The following is a 21,986-nucleotide window of genomic DNA, read 5'->3' on the forward strand; positions in this document are numbered from 1 at the left end:
TTCACTCCGCCGCTTCAATCTTCGTTTCATCTGCCAAGATAGGCAGTTGCATTTCAAACACCGCGCCACCGTTTTGGCCGTTGCGCGCTGTCAGCCGTCCGCCGAGGTCGTTTACGATCCCCGATGATATGGCAAGACCCAGCCCAACACCATCGCCGGGCTGTTTGGTCGTGTAGAAAGGTTCAAACAGCGCATCCAAGTCCTCGATACCCGGGCCATTGTCACGCACCGTTAATGTCGCCGTTTCCCCCGCTGATAGTATAATGTCTACCTGCGGGTTTCGTTCCGATTTAGTCGCATCTAACGCATTTCGCAGCAAATTCACCAAAACTTGTTCGATCCGCATACGGTCACCCATCACCATGACGGGGGTGTCGGGCAGGATACGACTGATTTCGACCTGACGCTGGCGCAACTGTGGCTCCATCATGGATAGCGAAGACGCCAGTGCGGCCCCCATATCGACGGGCGAGAAGGCCTCCTGCCCCTTACGGGCATAGGATTTGAGCTGCCGCGTGATCGCGCCCATACGTTCGATCAGGTCGTCAATACGCCCGAAAGAGGACAGCGCCTCATCTTGACGGTTGCGCTGTAGCAGCAGCCGCGCACCCGCCAAATAGGTCTTCATCGCGGCCAGAGGTTGGTTCAACTCATGGCTCACGGCGGCGGACATTTCCCCCAAGGCCGCAAGTTTCGAAGATTGCTCCAAGGTTTGCTCGGCCACTGCAAGGGTCTGCTGCACGCGTTTGCGCTCAGCAATCTCGCGTTGCAGGGCAAGGTTCAGGGAACGCAGCTTGGCCGATTCCCGTTGGAAAATCGCAAGACGCCCCGCCGTGCGCCGACTAAGGAAATAGAAGGCCAACGCCAACAGGATGGCAAAACCCATAACCTCCAGCGCCAGCACGCCATTCACCTTTTCACGCACCGAGGCATAGGTGGTGTAGCTGCTCATTCGCCAACCGCGGAACGGAATACGGCTTTCCAACCGCATCACCGCTTCGCCTTGCAGATAGGCATCTGGCGGCAAAGCGGTCCAATCAGTGGTGGCTTGAATGGCGCGTTCAATGGCGCTTTGCGGGGTGTGGTTGGACAGCGCTTCGGGTTCGGTCAAGCCACGCCAGCGGGGTTCGGTTGCCAGAATAATCTCGCCGGTGCTGTTCATAACGATCACTGCGTCAGAAATGCCCGCCCAGGCCCGCTCGAACTTTTGCAAATCCACTTCAACCGCGATCACGCCAAGCGTCGTACCGCCCGACTGAATCCGCCGGGAATAGAGAAAGCGGTAACCCCCCTGCTCGCGTTCAATCGTCGAAAAGATCGTCGCGTTGGACCGGATGGCATCGACAAAATAGGCTTCGGACTTATGCGCGGAGCCGAGCTTGTTGCGGTCTGTGGCCGCAACCGTGCGCCCGTCGATGTCATAGAGCATCAAGGACGCGGCTCCGATCTCTTCTACAAACGAAATCAGCCGTTGTGTAGAGAGCGAATAATCCGCTGATTGTAGCGCGCCGATCAATGTCGGGTCACGGGCAAGCAGTTGCGGCACGATGGCGTTCTGCCGTAGCTCTGCCAGCAGGTTGCCACTATAAAGCGCGATGCGCAGTTCAGCGCGATTGCGGGTGCTTTCCGTAAAACGGTCCGTCAGCAACTTATTGGTGATCGAGATCGTGACCACCGCCAAGACCATCAAAAGACCAATGGCAATCCGCACCCGCCAAGAGACGGCCATGGTATTTCGAAGGGTTCGAGATGCATCGCTCATTGGGTCAATCTATGCCCTGAGGCCGATGCGCTCAAGTCACGCCGTTGCGAGCGCGCCGGTCAAGCTGCGAAACAGAGCTAAACCGTCGATCCCACCATGTACTGGATCAGCCGCCCGCTCGGGGTGCGGCATCATGCCCAAGACACGCCGGTTTTCCGACAGGATACCCGCGATATCGTCCTGCGCGCCATTGGGGTTTTCGGCATAGCTAAAGGCCACCCGATCCTCACCGCGCAGCCGCGCGATGGTCTCGGCATCGGCAAAATAGTTGCCATCGTGATGCGCGATTGGGATGTCGATGATCTGTCCCGCCGTATAGTCGCTGGTGTAATCACTGGCGGTAGTTTCCACCTTCAGACCGATGGTCTTGCAGATGTACTTCAGCCCCGCGTTGCGCAGCAGCGCACCGGGCAGCAGGCCGGTTTCCGTCAACACCTGAAAGCCGTTGCAGATCCCAAGCACATAACCGCCGCGTTCCGCATGGGCAGCGACACTGCGACAGACCGGAGATTTCGCCGCAATCGCCCCACAGCGCAGGTAGTCCCCATAGGAGAACCCGCCGGGGATGCCCACGATATCAACGCCTTGCGGCAGTTCGCTGTCCTTGTGCCAAACCATTGACACCTTGGCGCCCGCAGCTTTGAAAGCCACGGCAAGGTCACGGTCGCAATTGGACCCGGGAAAGACAACTACCGCTGCATGCATCAGCCCAGCTCCACCGAATAGGATTCGATCACCGTATTGGCCAAAAGCTTTTCGCACATGGCGGTCACATCAGCCTCGGTCGTGCCCTCGGCGAGGTCCAGCTCAATCACCTTGCCCTGACGCACACCGTTCACCCCGTCAAAGCCCAAGGCTCCGAGCGCGTGGCGGACAGCTTCGCCCTGAGGGTCGAGCACCCCGTTCTTCAGCATCACATGCACCCGTGCTTTCATGGCGCGACACCCCTTTGTAACATCTGCAAATTGAACGGCGAAGCCGCGTTAGTTGATCAGCGTCGGTTTTGACACCGGCGCGTTGTTCTTGGGCATAACGCCCAGACGTTTGGCCACTTCGGTATAGGCATCGGTAAGCGAGCCCAGATCGCGGCGGAACACGTCCTTGTCGAGCTTCTGGCCGGTTTCGATGTCCCACAGACGACAGCTGTCGGGGCTGATCTCATCGGCGACGATCAGGCGCTGAAAGTCACCATCGTAAACACGGCCAATCTCGATCTTGAAATCCACCAGCTTGATGCCGACGGCCATCATCACGCCGGACATAAAGTCATTGACCCGCAGCGCGAGGCTCAGGATATCGTCCATGTCTTGCTGGCTGGCCCAACCGAAGGCGGCGATATGCTCTTCGGTGACCAGCGGATCGCCAAGCGCGTCGTCTTTGTAGCAATACTCGACAATCGGGCGCGGCAGTTGCGTGCCTTCTTCGATGCCAAGGCGCTTGGACATGGAACCGGCAGCATAGTTGCGCACGATCACTTCCAGCGGAATAATCTCAACCTGACGGACGAGTTGCTCGCGCATGTTCAGGCGTTTGATGAAATGCGTCGGCACGCCGATGTTGTTCAGCCCGGTCATAAAGAACTCAGACAGGCGGTTGTTCAACACGCCCTTGCCCTCGATCGTGGCTTTCTTCTCGGCGTTAAAGGCCGTCGCATCGTCTTTGAAATATTGCACGATGGTACCGGGCTCAGGACCTTCATAGAGGATCTTTGCCTTGCCTTCGTAGATCTTGTTGCGCCGGGCCATGGGCATCCTTTCCAACAGGGGGCCGGGAACATCCCCGCCGCTTGCGCTTCTCTTAGTGCAACCACTCTGATGCTGCAAGCGGGGCGCATGCTTTCCCCGCGCCCTTGTGCGAAGGTCGGTGCAACCGCATATTAAACTGATGACAACAACCGCTGGAGCGTCCGATGAGTAGCTTTGATGACCGCCTGAACGCCTTTGAAAGTAAATTCGCCCATGACGCTGACATGCAGTTCCGCGCAGAGGCGCGGCGCAACAAACTGCTAGGCCTTTGGGCGGCGGAGCTTCTGGGAAAATCCGGCAGCGATGCCGAAGATTACGCCAAAGAGGTCGTGCGCTCGGACTTTGAAGAGGCCGGTGACGAGGACGTGTTCCGCAAGGTCTCAGGCGATCTGGGCGACAAGGCCGATGAGGCCACCATTCGTGCCAAGATGAAAACGCTGACTGCCGAGGCCAAAGCGCAGCTCATGCGCGAGGTGGAATGACATAGCCTGCGCAAGACTGCGTAAGTTGCGTTAAATTGGACTAAGAAACCCCGCCTTTCGCCGTCGGAAGGCGGGGTTTTTCCATTTGGGCGCCCGTGCCTTAACCGTTTAGACGCGCCCTCTGCCCTAGTCTCGCCGGACTTAGGTGAGGGTGAACATGGATTGGTTGAATGTAACAAGGCAGCGGGCGTTGTCGCGCATGATGCGGGTCGGTCTGCCGCTGGGGGTCACGGCGCTGGCCTTGTGGCTGCTGGCGCGTCAGATTGCGGGCGTAGATGTACGGGCCATCACGGGGACCATGTGGCAAGTCTCAGCCGGGCAAATCCTTGGGGCGCTTGGCCTCACGGCGCTAAGCTTTGCGGCCATCGGGCGCTATGACCTTGTGGCGCATCGGCATTTTCAAAGCGGGATCGATGATAAATCAGCCAGCCGCAGCGGCATTGCAGCGGTGGCATTGGCGCAAACGCTTGGTTTTGGTCTATTGACCGGGGCGCTGGTGCGCTGGCGGATGTTGCCCGACCTCACTCTGACCACGGCGATGCGGCTATCAGGCTTCGTTTGCCTATCGTTTCTCGGAGCGCTTGCACTCGTTACCGCTGCGGCCTGCCTGATTCTGCCCGCGCCGAAAGGGGCATTGTTGCCTGCACTTGGCCTTCTTATCGCGCTCCCGCTGATGATTTGGCTTTTGCTTCGTCACCCCATTCTTCGGTTTGGTCGGCTCACTTTGCGGATGCCCAGCCTTACAGCGGTTTCGGCCATTCTTTTCTGGGTCGCTTTGGATACCACCGCAGCGGCGGCAGCCTTCTATCTACTGTTGCCTGCAAGCGGGCCGGATTTTGGCACTTTGCTGCCCGTCTTTCTAATCGCATTCGGTGCGGCGCTGCTGTCTGGTGCGCCGGGGGGCGTGGGACCGTTTGAACTGGCGCTTCTGTCGCTGCTGCCACAAGTTCCCACCGCAGATCTCTTGGCAGCCATCCTGATGTTTCGCGGGGTCTATTATGCGTTGCCAGCGGTCATCGCTTTGGCCGCCTGTGCGGCACCGCGCCGCGCCACCCCAGTTGCACGCGCGTCGGTCCAGCCAGCGCGTCGGTCTATGCTTTGGCAAGCGCCCCGTGCCGAGGTCGGGGTGATCCGACAGAATGGCGGCACCGTCATCGCCCGCCAAGGTGCGGCTATGGCCGTCTGGCCCACAGCGCAGAGCTGCGTGGGGCTTTTTGATCCGGTAATGGGGGATATGGTCGACCTGTTGCCAGCCCTGCAAGAAACGGCGCAGCGCACCAATAAGCAGCCCTGCCTATACAAAGTCAGCGCCCCCGCCGCACTCACTGCACGCCGAGCGGGTTGGATTGTGATGCGGATTGCGCAGGAAGCGGTGCTTGCCCCATCGACCTTTAATCTTAACACGCCCGCACGTCGCGGCCTGCGGCGCAAACTTCGGCAGGCGGCGAAGGCGGGTGTTGAGCTGCAAGACGCGGGGCTGCTCCCGTTGCGGGAGATGGCAGAGGTTGACCGCGCGTGGCAAAAACGCCGGGGCGGCGCACGGGCCGGGTCGATGGGGTGTTTTTGCCCTAACTACGTGGCCGGTCAGCGCGTGTTTCTGGCCTATCGAGGGGGTCACCTGCTGGGCTATATCAGCTTTCATGTCTCGGCGCATGAATGGTGCCTCGACCTGATGCGCAGCGCCGATGACGCGCCGGATGGCATGATGCACGCGCTGGTTTACAAGGCTCTACAATCCGCCGCTGCGGCGAAGGTTGCGCGGGTTAGCCTTGCAGCCCTTCCTGACCTTCTCGGAAGCGAAAAAGGGGCATTCGCGCGGCCTTGGGCCGCCCTTATGGCACGCTATAACGCAGATGGGTTGCGCCAGTTCAAGGCCAGCTTTGCCCCCCACTGGCAGCCGCTCTACGCCGCTGCACCAAACCGCTTAGCGCTCTGGCTGTCTCTCACCGATATTGCCCGCGCCATTCATTGTCCGGCGCCACTTAGCCCGGCTCATAATGAAGATGAATATAATGAGGTTGCCCCCATAATTGCATCGTGACATCAGGCGCAGTCTAAACGTCCCCAAAAGGAGCATCCTATGAGCAACGCATTCACCGATCTTCTGGCAGAGAAAGGTACGTTGCTCGCCGACGGTGCGACAGGCACAAACCTGTTCAACATGGGGCTGATGTCAGGCGATGCGCCTGAGTTGTGGAACACGGATGAGCCACAAAAGATCACCAAGCTCTATCGCTTTGCGGTGGATTCGGGCAGTGATCTTTTCCTGACCAATTCTTTCGGTGCCAATGCGGCGCGGCTCAAACTGCACGATGCGCAGGCCCGCGTGCATGAGCTTAGCCGCGTCTCTGCCGAACTGGCGCGCGAGGTCGCGGACACCGCCGGGCGCAAGGTGCTGGTGGCTGGGTCTGTGGGGCCGACGGGCGAGATCATGGAGCCGGTCGGCACCCTGACCCATGCGCTTGCGGTCGAGATGTTCCATGAGACCGCCGATGGGCTGAAAGCCGGTGGTGCTGACATTGGCTGGCTGGAAACCATCAGCGCCCCGGAAGAATACCGCGCCGCCGCCGAGGGCTTTGCGCTGGCGGGGCTCGACTGGTGCGGCACGATGAGCTTTGACACTGCCGGACGCACGATGATGGGTCTGACCTCCGAAGGCATGGTTGATCTGGTGCATGGACTGGACAATACGCCGCTGGCTTACGGGGCCAACTGTGGCACAGGGGCGTCTGACCTGCTGCGCACGGTACTTGGTTTCGCCTCCAAGGGCGGCACGCTGCCGATCATTTCCAAGGGCAATGCGGGCATCCCTAAATATGTCGAAGGGCATATTCACTATGACGGCACACCAGAACTCATGGCGCGTTATGCGATTATGGCCCGCGATGCCGGGGCCAGCATCATCGGCGGCTGCTGCGGCACCCTGCCCGAGCATCTGGTCGCCATGCGCGCTGCGCTCGACAGCACGGAAAAAGGCCCCGCCCCTACGCTGGAACAGATTGCCGAAGAGATCGGCCCGTTTTCGTCCGACAGCGACGGCACGGACGGCAATGGCCCCACCCGCGGCCCACGGCGTGGGCGTCGTCGTGCCTAAGTGTCAGAACAGGCTCAACTGATCCGTTTTCACTTGGGGTGGGCGGAACAAATCACACCGCAGCGGCACGCCGCTGCGCGTCAATCCCAAACGCTTCACCGCCAAGTCAAACCGCTGCGCCACCATCTGCGCATAAGGCCCCTCGCCCCGCATCCGACGGTGCCACGCCGCGTCATATTCCTTGCCCCCATGCATATCGCGCAGCCGCGCCATGATCCGCTCGGCCCGGTCGGGGTAATGTTCGGCCAGCCAGTCTTGCACCAGGGGGGACACTTCACGCGGCAGCCGCAACATGCTCCAACTGGCATGACGCGCACCCGCATCGCGACCCGCGGTCAAAATCGCCTCCAACTCCGGGTCCGTCAAAGCCGGAATCATGGGCGACGCCATAACGCGCACCGGCACGCCTGCCGCTGACAAATGCCGGATCATCTGCAATCGCCTTTTCGGTGCCGGCGCGCGTGGCTCCATCAGCCGGCTCAATTTTGCATCCAACGTGGTGATAGAGATCCCCACCGCCGCAAGTCCTCGCGCGGCCATATCGCTTAAGATATCGGTGTCTCGCTCAATCAGGCTGCCCTTGGTGACGATGGCCACCGGGTGATTGGCCTGCGATAGAACCTCCAGACAACGGCGCATGATTTCATGCGTCTTTTCGATCGGTTGGTAGGGATCGGTATTGGTGCCAATGGCGATGGGGGCCACGGCATAGCGCTTTGACCGCAGCTCCCGCGCCAGCACATCAGGCGCATCGGGCCGCGCGACAAGCTGGGTTTCAAAATCGAGCCCCGGCGACAGACCTAGGTAGGCATGGCTCGGTCGCGCAAAACAGTAAACGCAGCCGTGTTCGCAGCCGCGATAGGGATTGATTGATCGGTCAAAGGGCAGATCGGGCGAGCGGTTGTAGGTGATCATCCGGCGCGGCACTTCAATGCTGGTCTGCGTGCGCAACACCGGCAATTCATCTTCGCGCGCCCAACCATCGTCCTCAGCCACCCGTCTATGACGCTCAAATCGGCCAGCATCATTGCTGCGTGCCGCCCGGCCCAAGACCCGAAAACGCTGATCCTCTTTATCCATGAAAGAAGGGTAGAACATTTCGCGAACACGCGCAAGTATCGGCGCTCAAACCCTTGTCCTTACACCGCAAAATAAGATAGTTTCAGCCGAACACGTCGCGCAAGGCGTGGACCATGTCGCAAACCGTGGTCCCGCCCGACACGTTTCGTGAGATAAGGGCGGAAGTGCCTAGCACCTGCATGCCCAGCAGAAGGAAATACCATGTCCGAAGAAGACGATATCATCCTCTCCGAGTTGGACGATGAAGAGCTTGTTCAACAAATGTTCGACGACCTTTATGACGGTCTAAAGGAAGAGATCCAAGAAGGTGTGAACATCCTGCTTGAACGCGGTTGGGAACCCTATGACATTCTGACCAAAGCGCTTGTTGGCGGCATGACGATTGTTGGCGCCGACTTCCGGGACGGCATCCTGTTCGTGCCCGAAGTGCTTTTGGCTGCGAATGCGATGAAGGGGGGGATGGCGATCCTGAAACCCCTGCTGGTGGAAACCGGTGCGCCGCGTGTGGGCAAGATGGTCATTGGCACGGTCAAAGGTGACATTCATGACATCGGCAAGAACCTCGTCGGCATGATGATGGAAGGCGCCGGGTTCGAGGTGGTTGATCTTGGCATCAACAACTCCGTCGAAGCCTATCTGGAGGCAATGGAAGCCGAAGGGCCGGATATTCTTGGCATGTCCGCCCTGCTCACCACGACCATGCCTTATATGAAAGTCGTGATCGACACGCTGGTCGAACAGGGTATCCGCGATGACTATATCGTTCTCGTGGGCGGGGCGCCGCTGAACGAAGAATTTGGCAAGGCGATTGGCGCAGATGCCTATTGTCGGGACGCCGCTGTTGCGGTGGAAACGGCAAAGGAATGGATGGGGCGCAAGCACAACTCCGCCGCCACTGCCTGAGCCAGCGCCCCTGTGACTGTCCCCGCTGGCCACGGCGGGGACCAGATGCAAAGGTATGGCCATGTCTGAAACTTCGATCCCAGATGACCGCACCCTTACGGATGAGGGGCTCGCCCCTGCCCGCGCGGGTCGTATTTTGCTGATCGCCTGCGGGGCATTGGCGCGGGAGATTCTTGATCTGAAAAAGGCGAATGGCTGGAGCCACTTAGACCTGACCTGCCTGCCCGCGAAATATCACCTCTACCCCGAAAAAATCACCGATGCGGTGCGCGAAACCGTTGCGAAACACCGCGCGGAGTATGACGACTTCTTTGTCGTCTATGCGGATTGTGGCACGGGCGGTGGCTTGGAACAGGCCTGCGAAGAGATGGGTGTGCAAATGGTCGCCGGGCCGCATTGCTACAGCTTTTTTCAGGGCAACGAGAGCTTTGCCCAAACGGCGGAGGACGACATCACGACCTTCTACCTCACCGATTTCTTGGTGCGGCAGTTTGAGGCGTTTATCATCAAACCCATGGGCTTGGACCGTCACCCTGAGTTACGCGACATGTATTTCGGTAATTACGAGAAACTGGTCTATCAAGCGCAGACCGATGATCCCGCGCTTACCGAAAAAGCGCGTGACTGCGCAGACCGCCTGGGCCTCGCATTTGAACGCCGCTTCACCGGCTATGGCGATCTCGAAACTACGCTAAAGGCGCTTTGAACACCTACGCCTCTTGAGCCGCGGTTTCGCGGATGCGCTCGATCATTGCCCGCAGCCCGTTTGAGCGTTGCGCCGACAGATGATCGTTCAATCCCAAACGGGCGAGTTCAGATTTCGCATCGACCTTGCCAACCTCGGCGGGGGTCAAACCGTTGAAGAGCAAACGCAAAACTGCGATTAATCCCGATACGATCATCGCATCGCTTGCGCCATCGAAATGCAGCTTTCCACCGTCAAACTGGGCGTGCAGCCAGACCTGACTGGCGCAACCGTCGACCTTGGTCGCAGGCACGCGCAGCGCTGCGGGCAGCGGGTCCATCGACTTGCCCAGATCGATCACATGACGGTAGCGGTCTTCCCAGTCGTCCAGAAACTCGAAATCCTCGACCAATTCTTCAAAGGCGGGCGTGGCCATGGGGGGACTCTCTTTGGTCTATTGCACTGGCAGAGAGGTAGGATGCCAATGTCCAAAGGTCCACCCCCTTCCCATGGCTGGCGTGATGGGGTAGCAAAAGACAATCTAATTGAACGGCGGAACTTATGCGCAAGACACTAATGGCTCTTTCAGCTTCGACCCTTTTGGTTTCCGCCTGCGGTTTCAGCGACAGCCGTGCGAATCCGTTGAACTGGTTTGGCCCGTCTCAGCCCGCCGCCGTTAACGCGCAGGCAAGCACCAACCCCTTGATTCCAAAGCGCCGCGGCCTGTTTGCGAAACGCCGCGCTGAGGTGAGCACCTATGAGGGACGCCCGTTCGAGCAGATCACCGATCTGACGGTGGAACCGGTGCCGGGTGGCGCGATTGTGCGTGCCACAGGTTTGGCGGCGCGACAGGGTATTTATTCGGTCCAACTGACCCCTGCCAACGTCGATGAACTGCCGGTGAATGGCGTTTTGACCTACCGCCTTGAAGGGGTCCGTCCGAACAAGGCAACCCCGCAGGGCAGCCAGCCCACACGCGAGGTTATCGCAGGCCGTCATTTGACCAATCAAGATTTGCTCGGCGTGCGTGAAATACGGGTCGAAGGCCAGACCAACGCCTTGGTTTCCCGCCGCTAAACAGTTGGACGTTGTGCCGAGCCGCCCCTGACGGAGCGGCTTTGGCACCGGGATTAAACCTTCACAGTCTTCACGTCATTGCCATCCGCTGCAAGCGCGATCTTGCCCTCGCAAAGCAGCAGCGCATCCGCACCAAAGACCTCATGCCGCCAACCGCGCAGCGCCTGCACATCGCGTAGCCCCGCCGACAGCAGATCAAGGTCCGCAGCCGAGGCGATGAGTTTGGCGGCGACACCCGCACTCTCGGTCTTGGATTTCAACAAAACCCGCAGCAGGTCGGCCAGCGCAGGGTTCACCTGCAGCTTGTCGCGGCGCAGGTCAGGCTGCGGCATATCGGCGGGTTTACAGGCCACGCCAGCGGCAACCGCTTTCAAGATCCCCGCCGCGATCTCACCCTTGCGGGCATCGCGCAGCAACAGCCGGGCGCGGTTTAATTCTTCGCCATTCGTCGGCTTAAGGCTTGCCAATTCAACCAGCGCGTCGTCCTTGAACACCCGGTTGCGGGGGATATTACGGGTGCGGGCATAGTCCTCCCGAAAGGCCGCCAGTTCCCGCACGATGGCCAGAAACTTGGGCGAGTTTGTCCGGGTCTTGACCCGTTTCCACGCATCCTGCGGCTCGGTCACGTAGGTTTCGGGGCTCAGAAGCGTTTCCAGTTCTTCCGCCACCCACCGCGCACGGCCGGTTTTTTCGAGCTTGTCGGCAAGGAATTCGTAAATCTGGCGCAGATGTGTCACGTCTGCCAGCGCATAGGTCTTTTGCGCATCGGTCAGCGGACGGCGTGACCAATCGGTAAAACGCGATGTCTTATCAAGCGATTGATGCGCGACTTTGCGCACCAGCGTTTCATAGCCCACTTGTTCGCCAAAGCCGCAGACCATCGCGGCGACCTGGGTATCGAACAAAGGTTCAGGGAACACTTCGGCGTCAACGTAGAAAATCTCTAGATCTTGGCGGGCGGCATGAAAGACTTTCACCACTGAGGTATCGCGGAAAAGGTCATAAAGCGGCTCAAGCGAGATGCCCTCTGCCAGAGGATCAACCAACACAGCGTTACTGTCGTCCGTACCGGGCATGGCAAGCTGGACCAGACAGAGTTTCGAATAATACGTTCGCTCGCGCAGAAATTCGGTGTCGACGGTCACATAGTCATGGCGGGCCGCCTCTTCACAAAATTGGGCGAGATCGGCTGTGGTGGTGATGGTTTTCATATACGCTCTTTGACAATTTGGCACGCCCGGTCATCGGGCTTGAGTTCAGAGGTACATCACGTTCCCGCGTTTGACCAGCGTCACCCCGTGAGCATGACCGGCTGCCGCTCACCCGCCGCAAAGCGGCGCAGCACGGCGGGATAAAGTCGATGCTCCTGCACCAACACCCGTTCGGCCAAGGTTTCAGCGGTATCGCCCGGCAGCACCGGAATGCGCGCTTGCCCAAGGATCGGCCCATCATCCAGCGCTGCGGTCACCTCATGCACCGTGCAGCCATGTTCGGTATCGCCTGCCTCAAGCGCGCGGGCATGGGTGTGCAGCCCGCGGTATTTCGGCAGCAAAGACGGGTGGATATTGATCATCCGACCGGCCCAAGCATCGGTAAATCCTTCGGTCAGCTTGCGCATGAAACCGGCAAGGCAAATGATGTCGGGAGCATGAGCCTCAAGCGCGGTGGTCAGAGCCGCTTCAAACGCCGGGCGGTCCTTGCCGAAGGGGCGGTGATCGACCACTTCAGTCGCAATCCCCTGCCCCTGCGCCCAAGCGATACCGCCTGCCTCCGCATTGTTCGACAGCACCAGACAAGGCCGCCCTGCGTGGTCGCCGGTCATATCCTCGACCAGCGCCCGCATATTAGAGCCGCCGCCCGAGACGAAAATCGCAACCCGCTTGGTCAAAGCAGCGCGCCGGAGTAGGTAACGCCGTTGCCGGTCGTGATACGTCCGATCTCAATGGCGGCGTGGCCATCCTCGGCAAAGGCAGCTTTGGCTGCCTCAACCTTATCGGCAGACACCACGGCGACCATGCCGATGCCGGCGTTGAAGGTCTTGAGCATTTCGGCCTCGGCCATGCCGATTTCGGCGGCCAGCCATTTGAAGACTGGCGGAAGGTCCCATGCATTAAGATCAACTTCCGCGCCGAGGCCTTCAGGCAGCACACGCGGCAGGTTTTCAGTCAGGCCGCCGCCGGTGATATGTGCGAGCCCCGACACCGCATTCGCACGCAGAGCAGCCACGGCCCCTTTGACGTAAAGCTTCGTAGGTGTCAGCAACGCGTTGCCCAGATCGCCCTCGCCCCATGGGCAATCGTCGCCCCAGCCCAGTCCACTGCGCTCAACTATCTTGCGCACAAGGCTGTAGCCGTTGGAATGCACCCCATCACTTGGCAGGCCCAAGAGCACGTCGCCCTCTTTCACATCGCGCGGCAGCTCGGTACCACGCTCCATCGCGCCGACCGAAAAACCTGCGAGGTCGAAGTCGCCCGCGTTATACATGCCCGGCATTTCTGCCGTCTCGCCCCCGATCAGGGCACAACCGGAATCGGCGCAGCCCTTGGCGATGCCTTCGATGATCCGCGCGGCACTGTCGAGTTCCAGCTTACCGGTCGCGAAATAGTCGAGGAAGAAGAGCGGCTCGGCCCCCTGACAGACCAGATCGTTGACGCACATGGCGACCAGATCGATGCCGATGCTGTCGACATTGCCGGTGTCGATGGCAATGCGCAGCTTGGTGCCGACCCCATCCGTCGCGGCCACCAGCACCGGATCGGTAAATCCTGCGCCTTTTAGATCGAACAGCGCGCCAAAGCCGCCAAGACCGGCCATAACGCCAGGCCGCGCGGTGGATTTCGCCGCAGGCTTGATCCGCTCTACAAGCGCGTTGCCTGCGTCAATATCCACACCTGCTTCGGCATAGGTGATTCCGTTGTCGGATTTCGTCATGGTCATGGCCCCCGGCGCGCATTTTCCCTTGCGCGCGGGGTTAGAGTATTGCGCCGCCCACTGCAATGATTTGGTGCAGCTAATGTCTTGACGCCCCGGCTGCGGCGTCATACCCAAACGTCATGGCGGGCCTGTAGCTCAATTGGTTAGAGCAGAGCGCTCATAACGCTTTGGTTGCGGGTTCAAGTCCTGCCGGGCCTACCATACTTCCAGTCATCAAGCTGGAACCGCCAATCAGCCGATAAACATGCAGTGCAATGGGTCTCTGACTGCGCATCCGGCCGCATAGTTTGAGCAAAAGACCCCTTGCCAGCACAGCTCGCCCGCTCCCAACAGGCTTGACCTCCCCGCGATTCCGAAAGATCGTAAAGATACGAAGTTTACGCGCGTATTATTTGTGGCAGCGAGGCACAAAATGCCCCCATCCAAAATCCGTAATATGGAAGAGTTCGCGACCATCAGCGGGATCTCCCGCCCGACGCTTTCGAAATATTTTAACAATCCCGAGAGCGTTCGAAAGTCCACGCGCCAGCGTATCGAAGCTGCCTTAAAGTCGCACGACTATAAGCCAAATGTCTATGCGATGAACCAAAACAGGCAGACCACGCGCAATATCGGCGTTATCGTCCCTAATCTGGCCGACCCGTTCTTTAACGAGATCGGGCGCGCTGTTGAGGTGGCTTGCATCAAGGCCGGTTACAGCCCGATCCTGCTTGGTTGTCACGGTAAGCCTGAACTTGAGGCCGAAAACCTTGAATCGCTGCGCTCACTGAAACCCGCTGGGGTCTTGCTGGCGCCGTTCGGGCGCGGTTCTGACCGCAAAGCGATTGAGAAAATTCTCAAAGAGGTCCCGCTGATCCTTTTTGACGCCAATATCGGCGAGATTGGTGCGGAGTTTGTCGGCACCGACAATCTTCAGAGCGTGGGGCTGATTGTCGAATACCTCTGCCGTAGTGGCGAGCCGCCGTCCTTTTTTGAAATGGAAACCCCCGCGAACCCGAACGCCAGCAAGCGGCGGCAGGCCTATTTGCGGAGTATGGAAGTGCATGGGTTTGCCCCGCATATCTTACAGGTCAAAGGGAGCGGTTGGAATTTCGAGGAAATCGGCCAAATCGAAGGTGGCGCGGTTCTGCGCGAGGGCGGCTTGCCGACCAATACCGTCTTATGCAGCAACGACCGATTGGCCATCGGCATGTTGTCGGCGGCTTATAAACTGGGGCTAAAAGTAGGTCATGGGCCCGGTTGCGACATCCGTATTGCAGGCCATGACGACCATCCATTCTCGCGGTTCACCTGCCCCTCTTTGACGACCATTGCGCAGGATTACGCAGCCATTGCGGAGCGTGCCGCCAGTTCGCTTTTTCGAATCATCGACACGAACGAGAAGCCTCCCCAGCGTGTTGAGACGCTTTTCGAAGGAAAACTCGTGTTGCGCGACTCAGCCTAACTGTTGATCACGACGCAATAAAACGATTAATATTTACGCGCGTAAAATTAAAATTGACTTCGCGTAGCGTTGGCACTTAGGGTTTTCTCACACCGGACGTTTAGGGAGGAACGAATGTCCCAGATCAAATCACTCTATGCCGCCACGGCGATTTCTGCGCTAAGCGCAACTGGCGCCTTCGCTGAAACCACCGTCACGATCGCCACCGTTAACAACGGCGATATGATCCGCATGCAGGGGCTCGCATCCGAGTTCGAGGCGCAGCATCCCGATATCAAACTCGAATGGGTGACGCTTGAGGAGAACGTTCTGCGCCAGCGCGTGACCCAAGACGTGGCAGCCAAGGGCGGCCAGTTCGATGTGATGACCATCGGCACTTACGAGGTTCCGATCTGGGGTCAGCAGGGCTGGCTGGTGTCGCTTAACGACATGTCTGATGAATGGGACGCCGACGACCTGCTGCCTGCGATCCGCGACGGTCTGACGGTGGATGGCGAGCTTTATGCCGCCCCCTTCTATGGCGAAAGCTCGATGGTCATGTACCGCAAGGACCTGATGGAGAAAGCGGGTCTGGAGATGCCCGAGGCACCGACTTGGGAGTTCATCCAAGAAGCCGCAGCGGCCATGACCGACAAGGAAAACGAGATCTACGGCATCTGCCTGCGCGGCAAGGCTGGCTGGGGTGAGAACATGGCCTTCCTGACAGCCATGGCGAACTCCTTCGGCGCGCGCTGGTTCGACGAGAACTGGCAGCCGGAACTGAATGGTCCGGAGTGGACCGAAGCGGTCAATTTCTACATGGACCTGATGCAGAACTACGGCCCTCCGGGTGCCTCGACCAACGGGTTCAACGAGAACCTCTCGCTGTTCCAACAGGGCAAATGCGGCATGTGGATCGACGCCACCGTGGCGGCTTCCTTTGTGACCAATCCTGACGATTCCACCGTTGCCGATCAGGTCGGTTTCGCTCTGGCCCCCGACAATGGTCTGGGTCCGCGCGGCAACTGGCTCTGGGCATGGTCGCTGGCTGTTCCGGCAGGATCGGATGCAACCGAAGAAGCCAAGAGCTTCATCGAATGGGCGACCTCCAAGGAATACACTGCAATGGTCGCTGAGAAGGAAGGCTGGGCCAATGTGCCTCCGGGCACCCGCACCTCGCTCTATGAGAACGCCGAGTATCAGGAAGCGGCCCCCTTCGCAGAGATGACGCTGAGCTCAATCAACGCTGCCGATCCCAAGAACCCTTCGGTCAAGCCCGTGCCTTATACCGGCGTGCAGTTTGTCGCGATCCCAGAGTTTGCAGGTATCGCCACGCAGGTCGGGCAGGAAATCTCGGCCGCTCTAGCTGGGCAGCAAACCGTCGAAGAGGCGCTTGAGAAAGCCCAGGCGTTGACGCTCGACGAGATCGAAGCCGCCGGCTACTGACACAGCGATCCTCGGGCGGTGCAACTGGCACTGCCCGCGGTCCCCCTGTTCTTTTTCGCAAAACCACCGTTTGATCCAAGGTGGCCCCCGGGGCCATCAACAGGAGAGATCAGCCATGGCGACACAAAACTCCCGATCTGCGGCCCGCCTAATGATGGCCCCCGCTGTGATCCTGCTACTGGGATGGATGCTGGTCCCGCTGGTCATGACCTTGCTGTTCTCCTTCAAAAAATATCTGCCCCTGCGGGGTGGTGATTTGGGCTGGGTGGGGTTCGACAACTACGTCCGTTTCGTGACCTCCAGCGCCTTCTGGCCCTCGGTCTCGGCCACGCTCATCATCGTCGGCGGGGTGCTGGCGATCACCGTGGGTCTTGGCGTATTGCTGGCGATCCTGCTGAACCAGCCGATGTGGGGCCAAGGCATTGTCCGTATCCTCGTGATCTCCCCGTTCTTCGTGATGCCGACCGTCTCGGCACTGGTGTGGAAGAACATGTTCATGGACCCCGTGAACGGTCTTTTCGCTCATTTGTGGAAGTTCTTCGGTGCGGCCCCGGTGGAATGGCTCAGCCAAGCCTCGCTGCAATCCATTATCCTGATCGTCTCGTGGCAGTGGCTGCCATTTGCCACGCTGATCCTGCTGACGGCGATCCAGTCGCTCGACCGCGAACAGTTGGAGGCCGCTGAAATGGACGGTGCTGCCCCGCTGCAGCGTTTCGGCTACATCACCCTGCCCCATCTGGGCCGCGCGATCACCGTTGTGGTGCTAATCCAGACGATCTTCCTCCTCGGCATCTTCGCTGAGATCTTCGTGACCACCCAAGGCTCATTCGGCACCCGCACGCTAACCTACCTGATCTATCAGCGCGTGTTGGAAAGCCAGAACGTCGGGCTCGGCTCCGCCGGCGGTGTTTACGCCATCATCCTCGCCAATATCATCGCCATCTTCCTGATGCGCATGGTTGGCAAGAACCTCGATAAGTGAGGAGACCAACATGGCACGCGCAGTCACTTCGAAACGCAAGATCATCAACACCGCTGCCGCATGGACGGTGGGTCTGCTGATCTTCTTCCCGATCCTCTGGACGATCCTCACCAGCTTCAAGACCGAGGCCACGGCGATCGCCGATCCACCGGTCTTCATCGGCTTCGAATGGACCTTGGCAAATTACGCCACAGTGTTGGAGCGGTCGGACTACGCACGGTTCTTGTGGAACTCCATCATCATCGCCGGCGGCTCGACCATTCTGGGTATTCTGGTCGCCGTTCCCGCGGCATGGTCCATGGCCTTCGTGCCGTCCAAGCATACCAAGGACATTTTGCTGTGGATGCTCTCGACCAAGATGCTGCCAGCGGTGGGGGTGCTCTACCCGATCTACTTGATCTTCATCAAACTGGGCCTTCTCGACAGCCGCACTGGTCTGGTGATCGTCCTGATGCTGATGAACCTGCCGATCATCGTCTGGATGCTCTACACCTACTTCCGCGAAATCCCCGGTGAGATTCTCGAGGCCGCGCGCATGGATGGGGCAAGCCTGAAGGAAGAAATCCTTTACGTGCTGACGCCCATGGCGGTGCCCGGGATCGCTTCCACGCTGCTTTTGAACTTCATCCTCGCGTGGAACGAGGCCTTCTGGACGCTGAATCTCACGGCGGCAAAGGCCGCGCCGCTCACGGCCTTCATCGCCAGCTATTCGAGCCCCGAGGGTCTGTTCTACGCCAAGCTCAGCGCAGCATCGACCATGGCCATCGTGCCGATCCTCATCCTCGGCTGGTTCAGCCAGAAACAACTTGTCAGCGGTCTGACCTTCGGCGCCGTCAAATAGGAGACACGGGAACAATGGGACGTATCACACTGGACAAGGTCTCCAAGAGTTTCGGCGACGTGGAAGTGATCCCGCCGCTGGACCTGACCATCGAAGACGGCGACTTCACGGTTTTCGTTGGCCCCTCGGGCTGCGGCAAGTCGACCCTGCTGCGGCTGATCGCGGGGCTGGAAGACACCTCGGGCGGGCATATCCGCATCGACAGCCAAGACGCCACCCATGTGCCCCCGGCGAAACGGGGTCTGGCGATGGTGTTTCAATCCTACGCGCTCTATCCGCATATGTCGGTGCGCAAGAACATCGCCTTTCCGATGAAAATGGCCGGGGTTTCCGAGGAGGAGCAGAGGCGCCGCATTGATGCCGCTGCCAAGGCGTTGAACCTCACCGATTACCTTGACCGCCGTCCGGGGCAGCTTTCGGGCGGGCAGCGCCAGCGCGTGGCCATTGGCCGGGCCATCGTGCGCGAGCCGGCGGCTTTTCTCTTCGACGAGCCTCTGTCGAACCTCGACGCGGCGCTGCGTGTGGGCATGCGGCTGGAGATCAGCGAGCTGCACAAGCGCCTGCGTACGACGATGATCTATGTGACCCATGATCAGGTTGAGGCGATGACCATGGCCGACAAGATCGTGGTGCTCAGAGCAGGCCATATCGAACAGGTCGGCAGTCCGCTGGAACTCTACCGCGCGCCGCGCAACACCTTTGTCGCGGGCTTCATCGGCTCGCCCAAGATGAACCTGATCGAAGGCCCCGAGGCCGCCAAACATGGCGCCCATACCATCGGCGTCCGGCCTGAGCATATCGACGTGGTCGAAGAGAACGGCATATGGCAAGGCACGGTTGGCGTGGCCGAACATCTTGGCTCCGACACCTTCTTCCACATCCATAACACCGGCCTTACCGATACCCTGACAGTACGCGCTTTAGGTGAGGTTACGCTCAGCCATGGCGACACGATCCATCTGTCGCCGCGGGCCGAACAGATCCACAAGTTCGACGCGCAGGGCCTGCGGATCGAATGACGCGATATACCAAAATCTCCGGGTTCGGGCTGGCTGACATGACGACAGATCTTTCGCTCTCCACGCTTTCGCAACTTCCACAGCGCGTCTCCGTGCCATCTTATGATCGCGCGCAACTGTCGCCGGGTATCTTGCACATCGGCATGGGGAACTTTCACCGGGCTCATCAAGCGGCCTATCTGGATCGGCTGTTCGATCTAGGCGTGGACCATGACTGGGCCATTGTCGGGGCTGGTGTCATGCCTTTCGACGCTGAACGACGTGCCATGCTGCAGGCGCAGGACTGGCTGACCACTGTGGTTGAACTAAGCCCCGAGACATACGCCGCGCGGGTGACGGGCGCGATGATAGACTTCTGCCCGATTGACGCCCAAGCCATCATTCAGCGCATTGCCGATCCCGCGATCCGTATCGTGTCTCTGACAATCACCGAAGGCGGCTATTTCATCGACGCGGCGACCGGCGAATTTGACGCAGCCCATCCCGACATTCGCCAAGACGCGGCAGCCCCTGACGATCCAGTAACGGTCTTTGGCATCTTGCTTGCTGGCCTGCGCCAACGCCGCGAGAGAGGGCATCCGCCGCCCACCATTCTGTCCTGTGACAATATCCCCGAAAACGGCCATGTCACCCGGCAAGCACTGGCCGGGCTGGCGGGGCTGATCTGTCCTGAGGTGCAGGGGTGGGTCATGGATGAAGTGGCTTTCCCCAACTCTATGGTGGACCGTATTACCCCAGCCACATCAGCGGCCAAGCGTACCATGGTGGCCGAAACCTTCGGCATAATCGACGCTGCTCCGGTCGTCTGCGAGCCGTTCACCCAGTGGGTCATGGAGGACAATTTCCCCTTGGGCCGCCCGTCTTTGGAGAAGGTCGGGGTACAGTTCGTCGACGATATCGCCGCCTATGAGACGATGAAGCTGCGGATCCTCAACGCCAGCCATGCTGCGCTGTCTTATCCGGCGGCCCTGATGGGACACGACTGTGTGCATGACGCGGTGGCCGATCGGGACATATTTGACTGGGTGCAACAACTGATGCGCACGGAGGTCATTCCAGTGCTCGCACCGATCCCCGGCGTGGATTACGACCATTACCTCGCAACCTGCCTTGACCGTTTCGCCAATCCGGAGGTGCGCGACACCATCGCCCGGCTGTGTCAGGACGGCTCGAACCGCCAGCCAAAGTTCATTCTGCCCACCATCACGGATGCGTTGGCGCAGGGGCGTCCGCTCGACGGGCTCGCGCTTGAAGTGGCGCTGTGGTGTCGCTATTGCGCCGAGAGTGACGCGCTGGACGATCCGCGTGCCGACCGGCTGCGCGAGGCCGCGCGCCACGCACAGCAGAGCCCGGCAGGCTTTTTGGCCCTGACCGATGTTTTCGGCACCCTCGGCCAGCAGGATCGATTTGCCCAAGCCTTCGCCCGACAGGTCGAAGCGGTCTGGAACGGAGACGCCCGTTCAGTCCTGCGCGGCTTTTTGGACAGGAAAGCAGCCTGATATGATCCTATGTTGCGGAGAAGCGCTGATCGACATGATCCCCGCGCCGACGGCAGAGGGGCGCACTGGCTTTGTTCCTCATCCCGGCGGCGCGGTGTTCAACACCGCCATCGCCCTTGGCCGACTGGGGGCAGCGGCTGGACTGCTCACGGGTCTTTCGACGGATATGTTCGGTGCGCAATTGGCCGAAGCGCTTACCGCCAGCCATGTGGACGCCAGCCTTGCCATCCGGGCTGACCGTCCAACGACACTCGCTTTCGTGCAGTTGATCGATTGGCAAGCCCAATACAGCTTTTACGACGAAAATTCAGCCGGACGCATGTTGACCAGCGCAGACATGCCGGCCCTGCCAGAGCAGATCACGGCTCTCTTCTTCGGTGGCATCAGCCTTGCCTGTGAACCAGCCGCAGATGCCTATGCCGCCCTTCTGGCGCGCGAGGGCAAGACCCGCGCGGTCATGCTGGACCCGAATATTCGGCCTGGTTTCATCGAGGATGCAGAGCGCTATCGCACCCGGCTGAACGCGATGCTGCAAGAGGCTGATATCGTAAAAGTTTCCGACGAAGATCTGGGTTGGATCATCCCAGATGCCCCATCGCTGGCCGAGAAAGTCGCGGTCTTGCGAGAGCGCGGACCCGCTGTGGTCATCGTGACCCGCGGTGGCGAAGGCGCGACCGGCCATCTCCCCGACGGCACGGAAGTGCAGGTGCCTGCCGAGCGCACGGCGGTTGTCGATACCGTCGGGGCTGGCGATACATTCAACGCGGGCGTTCTGACAAAGTTGTCGCAGATGGGCCGGTTGACCAAAGACGCGCTGGCCACCCTATCGGCGTCGGATTTGCAAGAGGCCATGGCCTACGGCGCGAAGGTCGCGGCTGTGACGGTTTCTCGCGTCGGCGCCGATCCCCCTTGGAGCAGCGAGCTGTGATAATCGTTCAACTTAGTTTTCCCTCATTTTTTTGGTGCCAAAATGTTAGCGCTATCAAGTCTGCGATATTCTGTCCTTCGACAACG

22 protein-coding genes and 1 tRNA gene are annotated in these 21,986 nt (G+C 59.7%); 14 read left to right on the forward strand and 9 right to left on the reverse strand.

Features of this window, described 5'->3' with window-relative positions:
- Position 1 precedes the first annotated feature (1 nt).
- The 4 genes from HTT03_RS03355 to purC are packed head-to-tail and all read right to left on the reverse strand — an operon-like array spanning position 2 to position 3,507.
- Positions 2–1,762, reverse strand: a complete 1,761-nt coding sequence (locus HTT03_RS03355) for a sensor histidine kinase (RefSeq protein ID WP_246253336.1) — start codon at positions 1,760–1,762, stop codon at positions 2–4.
- Between the two features lie 36 nt (positions 1,763–1,798).
- Positions 1,799–2,467 carry a phosphoribosylformylglycinamidine synthase subunit PurQ gene (gene purQ / locus HTT03_RS03360; protein WP_174858456.1) on the reverse strand — a complete coding sequence of 223 codons (669 nt, stop codon included), beginning with the start codon at positions 2,465–2,467 and terminating at the stop codon, positions 1,799–1,801.
- Positions 2,467–2,697 carry a phosphoribosylformylglycinamidine synthase subunit PurS gene (gene purS, locus HTT03_RS03365; RefSeq protein ID WP_174858457.1) on the reverse strand — a complete coding sequence of 77 codons (231 nt, stop codon included), beginning with the start codon at positions 2,695–2,697 and terminating at the stop codon, positions 2,467–2,469. The genes purQ and purS overlap by 1 nt, the downstream gene beginning before the upstream one ends.
- 48 nt (positions 2,698–2,745) lie before the next feature.
- Positions 2,746–3,507, reverse strand: coding sequence for a phosphoribosylaminoimidazolesuccinocarboxamide synthase (gene purC, locus HTT03_RS03370; protein ID WP_174858458.1), 762 nt, complete (start codon positions 3,505–3,507; stop codon positions 2,746–2,748).
- 164 nt (positions 3,508–3,671) lie between these two features.
- Between purC and HTT03_RS03375 the strand changes: the two genes are divergently transcribed.
- The 3 genes from HTT03_RS03375 (at position 3,672) to bmt (ending at position 7,083) form a co-directional block, all read left to right on the forward strand.
- Positions 3,672–3,989: a DUF1476 domain-containing protein gene (locus HTT03_RS03375; RefSeq protein ID WP_174858459.1), complete on the forward strand. Its 318-nt coding sequence runs from the start codon at positions 3,672–3,674 to the stop codon at positions 3,987–3,989.
- A gap of 157 nt (positions 3,990–4,146) precedes the next feature.
- Positions 4,147–6,030: a phosphatidylglycerol lysyltransferase domain-containing protein gene (locus HTT03_RS03380; RefSeq protein WP_174858460.1), complete on the forward strand. Its 1,884-nt coding sequence runs from the start codon at positions 4,147–4,149 to the stop codon at positions 6,028–6,030.
- Positions 6,031–6,069: 39 nt separating this feature from the next.
- Positions 6,070–7,083, forward strand: coding sequence for a betaine--homocysteine S-methyltransferase (bmt, locus tag HTT03_RS03385; RefSeq protein ID WP_174858461.1), 1,014 nt, complete (start codon positions 6,070–6,072; stop codon positions 7,081–7,083).
- 3 nt (positions 7,084–7,086) lie between these two features.
- On the opposite strand, the gene HTT03_RS03390 is transcribed toward bmt, so the two are convergent.
- Positions 7,087–8,163: a PA0069 family radical SAM protein gene (locus tag HTT03_RS03390; RefSeq protein WP_174858462.1), complete on the reverse strand. Its 1,077-nt coding sequence runs from the start codon at positions 8,161–8,163 to the stop codon at positions 7,087–7,089.
- A gap of 201 nt (positions 8,164–8,364) precedes the next feature.
- On the opposite strand from HTT03_RS03390, the gene HTT03_RS03395 reads away from it, so the two are divergent.
- Both HTT03_RS03395 and HTT03_RS03400 read left to right on the forward strand, forming a co-directional pair.
- Positions 8,365–9,066, forward strand: a complete 702-nt coding sequence (locus tag HTT03_RS03395; protein ID WP_174858463.1) for a corrinoid protein — start codon at positions 8,365–8,367, stop codon at positions 9,064–9,066.
- A gap of 61 nt (positions 9,067–9,127) precedes the next feature.
- On the forward strand, positions 9,128–9,772 hold the full coding sequence (locus HTT03_RS03400) for a DUF1638 domain-containing protein (protein ID WP_174858464.1): 645 nt from the start codon (positions 9,128–9,130) through the stop codon (positions 9,770–9,772).
- Positions 9,773–9,776: 4 nt separating this feature from the next.
- Here HTT03_RS03400 and HTT03_RS03405 read toward each other — a convergent pair whose 3' ends face one another.
- Positions 9,777–10,187: a SufE family protein gene (locus HTT03_RS03405; protein ID WP_174858465.1), complete on the reverse strand. Its 411-nt coding sequence runs from the start codon at positions 10,185–10,187 to the stop codon at positions 9,777–9,779.
- 125 nt (positions 10,188–10,312) lie between these two features.
- Between HTT03_RS03405 and HTT03_RS03410 the strand changes: the two genes are divergently transcribed.
- Positions 10,313–10,828, forward strand: a complete 516-nt coding sequence (locus tag HTT03_RS03410) for a hypothetical protein (RefSeq protein WP_174858466.1) — start codon at positions 10,313–10,315, stop codon at positions 10,826–10,828.
- Positions 10,829–10,881: 53 nt separating this feature from the next.
- On the opposite strand, the gene rnd is transcribed toward HTT03_RS03410, so the two are convergent.
- The 3 genes from rnd to purM all read right to left on the reverse strand — a co-directional run bounded on the left by rnd (position 10,882) and on the right by purM (position 13,759).
- A complete protein-coding gene (gene rnd, locus HTT03_RS03415) occupies positions 10,882–12,039 on the reverse strand; it encodes a ribonuclease D (protein WP_174858467.1) in 1,158 nt (385 codons plus the stop codon).
- Between the two features lie 80 nt (positions 12,040–12,119).
- On the reverse strand, positions 12,120–12,716 hold the full coding sequence (gene purN, locus HTT03_RS03420) for a phosphoribosylglycinamide formyltransferase (protein ID WP_174858468.1): 597 nt from the start codon (positions 12,714–12,716) through the stop codon (positions 12,120–12,122).
- Entirely contained in the window at positions 12,713–13,759 is a 1,047-nt protein-coding gene (gene purM / locus HTT03_RS03425; RefSeq protein ID WP_174858469.1) for a phosphoribosylformylglycinamidine cyclo-ligase, read from the reverse strand. The genes purN and purM overlap by 4 nt, the downstream gene beginning before the upstream one ends.
- A gap of 127 nt (positions 13,760–13,886) precedes the next feature.
- Between purM and HTT03_RS03430 the strand changes: the two genes are divergently transcribed.
- The 8 genes from HTT03_RS03430 to HTT03_RS03465 all read left to right on the forward strand — a co-directional run bounded on the left by HTT03_RS03430 (position 13,887) and on the right by HTT03_RS03465 (position 21,900).
- Positions 13,887–13,963: transfer RNA gene (locus HTT03_RS03430), tRNA-Ile, on the forward strand.
- Positions 13,964–14,174: 211 nt separating this feature from the next.
- Entirely contained in the window at positions 14,175–15,206 is a 1,032-nt protein-coding gene (locus tag HTT03_RS03435) for a LacI family DNA-binding transcriptional regulator (RefSeq protein ID WP_174858470.1), read from the forward strand.
- A gap of 114 nt (positions 15,207–15,320) precedes the next feature.
- Positions 15,321–16,631: an ABC transporter substrate-binding protein gene (locus HTT03_RS03440; RefSeq protein ID WP_174858471.1), complete on the forward strand. Its 1,311-nt coding sequence runs from the start codon at positions 15,321–15,323 to the stop codon at positions 16,629–16,631.
- Positions 16,632–16,746: 115 nt separating this feature from the next.
- On the forward strand, positions 16,747–17,613 hold the full coding sequence (locus HTT03_RS03445; RefSeq protein WP_174858472.1) for a carbohydrate ABC transporter permease: 867 nt from the start codon (positions 16,747–16,749) through the stop codon (positions 17,611–17,613).
- Positions 17,614–17,623: 10 nt separating this feature from the next.
- The gene (locus HTT03_RS03450; protein ID WP_174858473.1) at positions 17,624–18,454 is read left to right on the forward strand and encodes a carbohydrate ABC transporter permease; all 831 of its coding nucleotides are present in this window, start codon (positions 17,624–17,626) and stop codon (positions 18,452–18,454) included.
- Positions 18,455–18,468: 14 nt separating this feature from the next.
- A complete protein-coding gene (locus HTT03_RS03455) occupies positions 18,469–19,473 on the forward strand; it encodes an ABC transporter ATP-binding protein (protein WP_174858474.1) in 1,005 nt (334 codons plus the stop codon).
- A gap of 38 nt (positions 19,474–19,511) precedes the next feature.
- A complete protein-coding gene (locus tag HTT03_RS03460; protein WP_174858475.1) occupies positions 19,512–20,972 on the forward strand; it encodes a mannitol dehydrogenase family protein in 1,461 nt (486 codons plus the stop codon).
- Position 20,973: 1 nt separating this feature from the next.
- On the forward strand, positions 20,974–21,900 hold the full coding sequence (locus tag HTT03_RS03465) for a carbohydrate kinase family protein (protein ID WP_174858476.1): 927 nt from the start codon (positions 20,974–20,976) through the stop codon (positions 21,898–21,900).
- Positions 21,901–21,986: the final 86 nt, after the last annotated feature.

The sequence above is a fragment of the Sulfitobacter maritimus genome, from assembly GCF_013346665.1.
Lineage (GTDB): Bacteria > Pseudomonadota > Alphaproteobacteria > Rhodobacterales > Rhodobacteraceae > Sulfitobacter > Sulfitobacter maritimus.

What these genes read in the sequence shown, in the direction of transcription:
- HTT03_RS03355 (WP_246253336.1), bottom strand. Translation starts at nt 1,762, where the DNA reads ATGAGCGATGCATCTCGAACCCTTCGAAATACCATGGCCGTCTCTTGG.
- purQ (WP_174858456.1), bottom strand. Translation starts at nt 2,467, where the DNA reads ATGCATGCAGCGGTAGTTGTCTTTCCCGGGTCCAATTGCGACCGTGAC.
- purS (WP_174858457.1), bottom strand. Translation starts at nt 2,697, where the DNA reads ATGAAAGCACGGGTGCATGTGATGCTGAAGAACGGGGTGCTCGACCCT.
- purC (WP_174858458.1), bottom strand. Translation starts at nt 3,507, where the DNA reads ATGGCCCGGCGCAACAAGATCTACGAAGGCAAGGCAAAGATCCTCTAT.
- HTT03_RS03375 (WP_174858459.1), top strand. Translation starts at nt 3,672, where the DNA reads ATGAGTAGCTTTGATGACCGCCTGAACGCCTTTGAAAGTAAATTCGCC.
- HTT03_RS03380 (WP_174858460.1), top strand. Translation starts at nt 4,147, where the DNA reads ATGGATTGGTTGAATGTAACAAGGCAGCGGGCGTTGTCGCGCATGATG.
- bmt (WP_174858461.1), top strand. Translation starts at nt 6,070, where the DNA reads ATGAGCAACGCATTCACCGATCTTCTGGCAGAGAAAGGTACGTTGCTC.
- HTT03_RS03390 (WP_174858462.1), bottom strand. Translation starts at nt 8,163, where the DNA reads ATGGATAAAGAGGATCAGCGTTTTCGGGTCTTGGGCCGGGCGGCACGC.
- HTT03_RS03395 (WP_174858463.1), top strand. Translation starts at nt 8,365, where the DNA reads ATGTCCGAAGAAGACGATATCATCCTCTCCGAGTTGGACGATGAAGAG.
- HTT03_RS03400 (WP_174858464.1), top strand. Translation starts at nt 9,128, where the DNA reads ATGTCTGAAACTTCGATCCCAGATGACCGCACCCTTACGGATGAGGGG.
- HTT03_RS03405 (WP_174858465.1), bottom strand. Translation starts at nt 10,187, where the DNA reads ATGGCCACGCCCGCCTTTGAAGAATTGGTCGAGGATTTCGAGTTTCTG.
- HTT03_RS03410 (WP_174858466.1), top strand. Translation starts at nt 10,313, where the DNA reads ATGCGCAAGACACTAATGGCTCTTTCAGCTTCGACCCTTTTGGTTTCC.
- rnd (WP_174858467.1), bottom strand. Translation starts at nt 12,039, where the DNA reads ATGAAAACCATCACCACCACAGCCGATCTCGCCCAATTTTGTGAAGAG.
- purM (WP_174858469.1), bottom strand. Translation starts at nt 13,759, where the DNA reads ATGACGAAATCCGACAACGGAATCACCTATGCCGAAGCAGGTGTGGAT.
- HTT03_RS03435 (WP_174858470.1), top strand. Translation starts at nt 14,175, where the DNA reads ATGCCCCCATCCAAAATCCGTAATATGGAAGAGTTCGCGACCATCAGC.
- HTT03_RS03440 (WP_174858471.1), top strand. Translation starts at nt 15,321, where the DNA reads ATGTCCCAGATCAAATCACTCTATGCCGCCACGGCGATTTCTGCGCTA.
- HTT03_RS03445 (WP_174858472.1), top strand. Translation starts at nt 16,747, where the DNA reads ATGGCGACACAAAACTCCCGATCTGCGGCCCGCCTAATGATGGCCCCC.
- HTT03_RS03450 (WP_174858473.1), top strand. Translation starts at nt 17,624, where the DNA reads ATGGCACGCGCAGTCACTTCGAAACGCAAGATCATCAACACCGCTGCC.
- HTT03_RS03455 (WP_174858474.1), top strand. Translation starts at nt 18,469, where the DNA reads ATGGGACGTATCACACTGGACAAGGTCTCCAAGAGTTTCGGCGACGTG.
- HTT03_RS03460 (WP_174858475.1), top strand. Translation starts at nt 19,512, where the DNA reads ATGACGACAGATCTTTCGCTCTCCACGCTTTCGCAACTTCCACAGCGC.
- HTT03_RS03465 (WP_174858476.1), top strand. Translation starts at nt 20,974, where the DNA reads ATGATCCTATGTTGCGGAGAAGCGCTGATCGACATGATCCCCGCGCCG.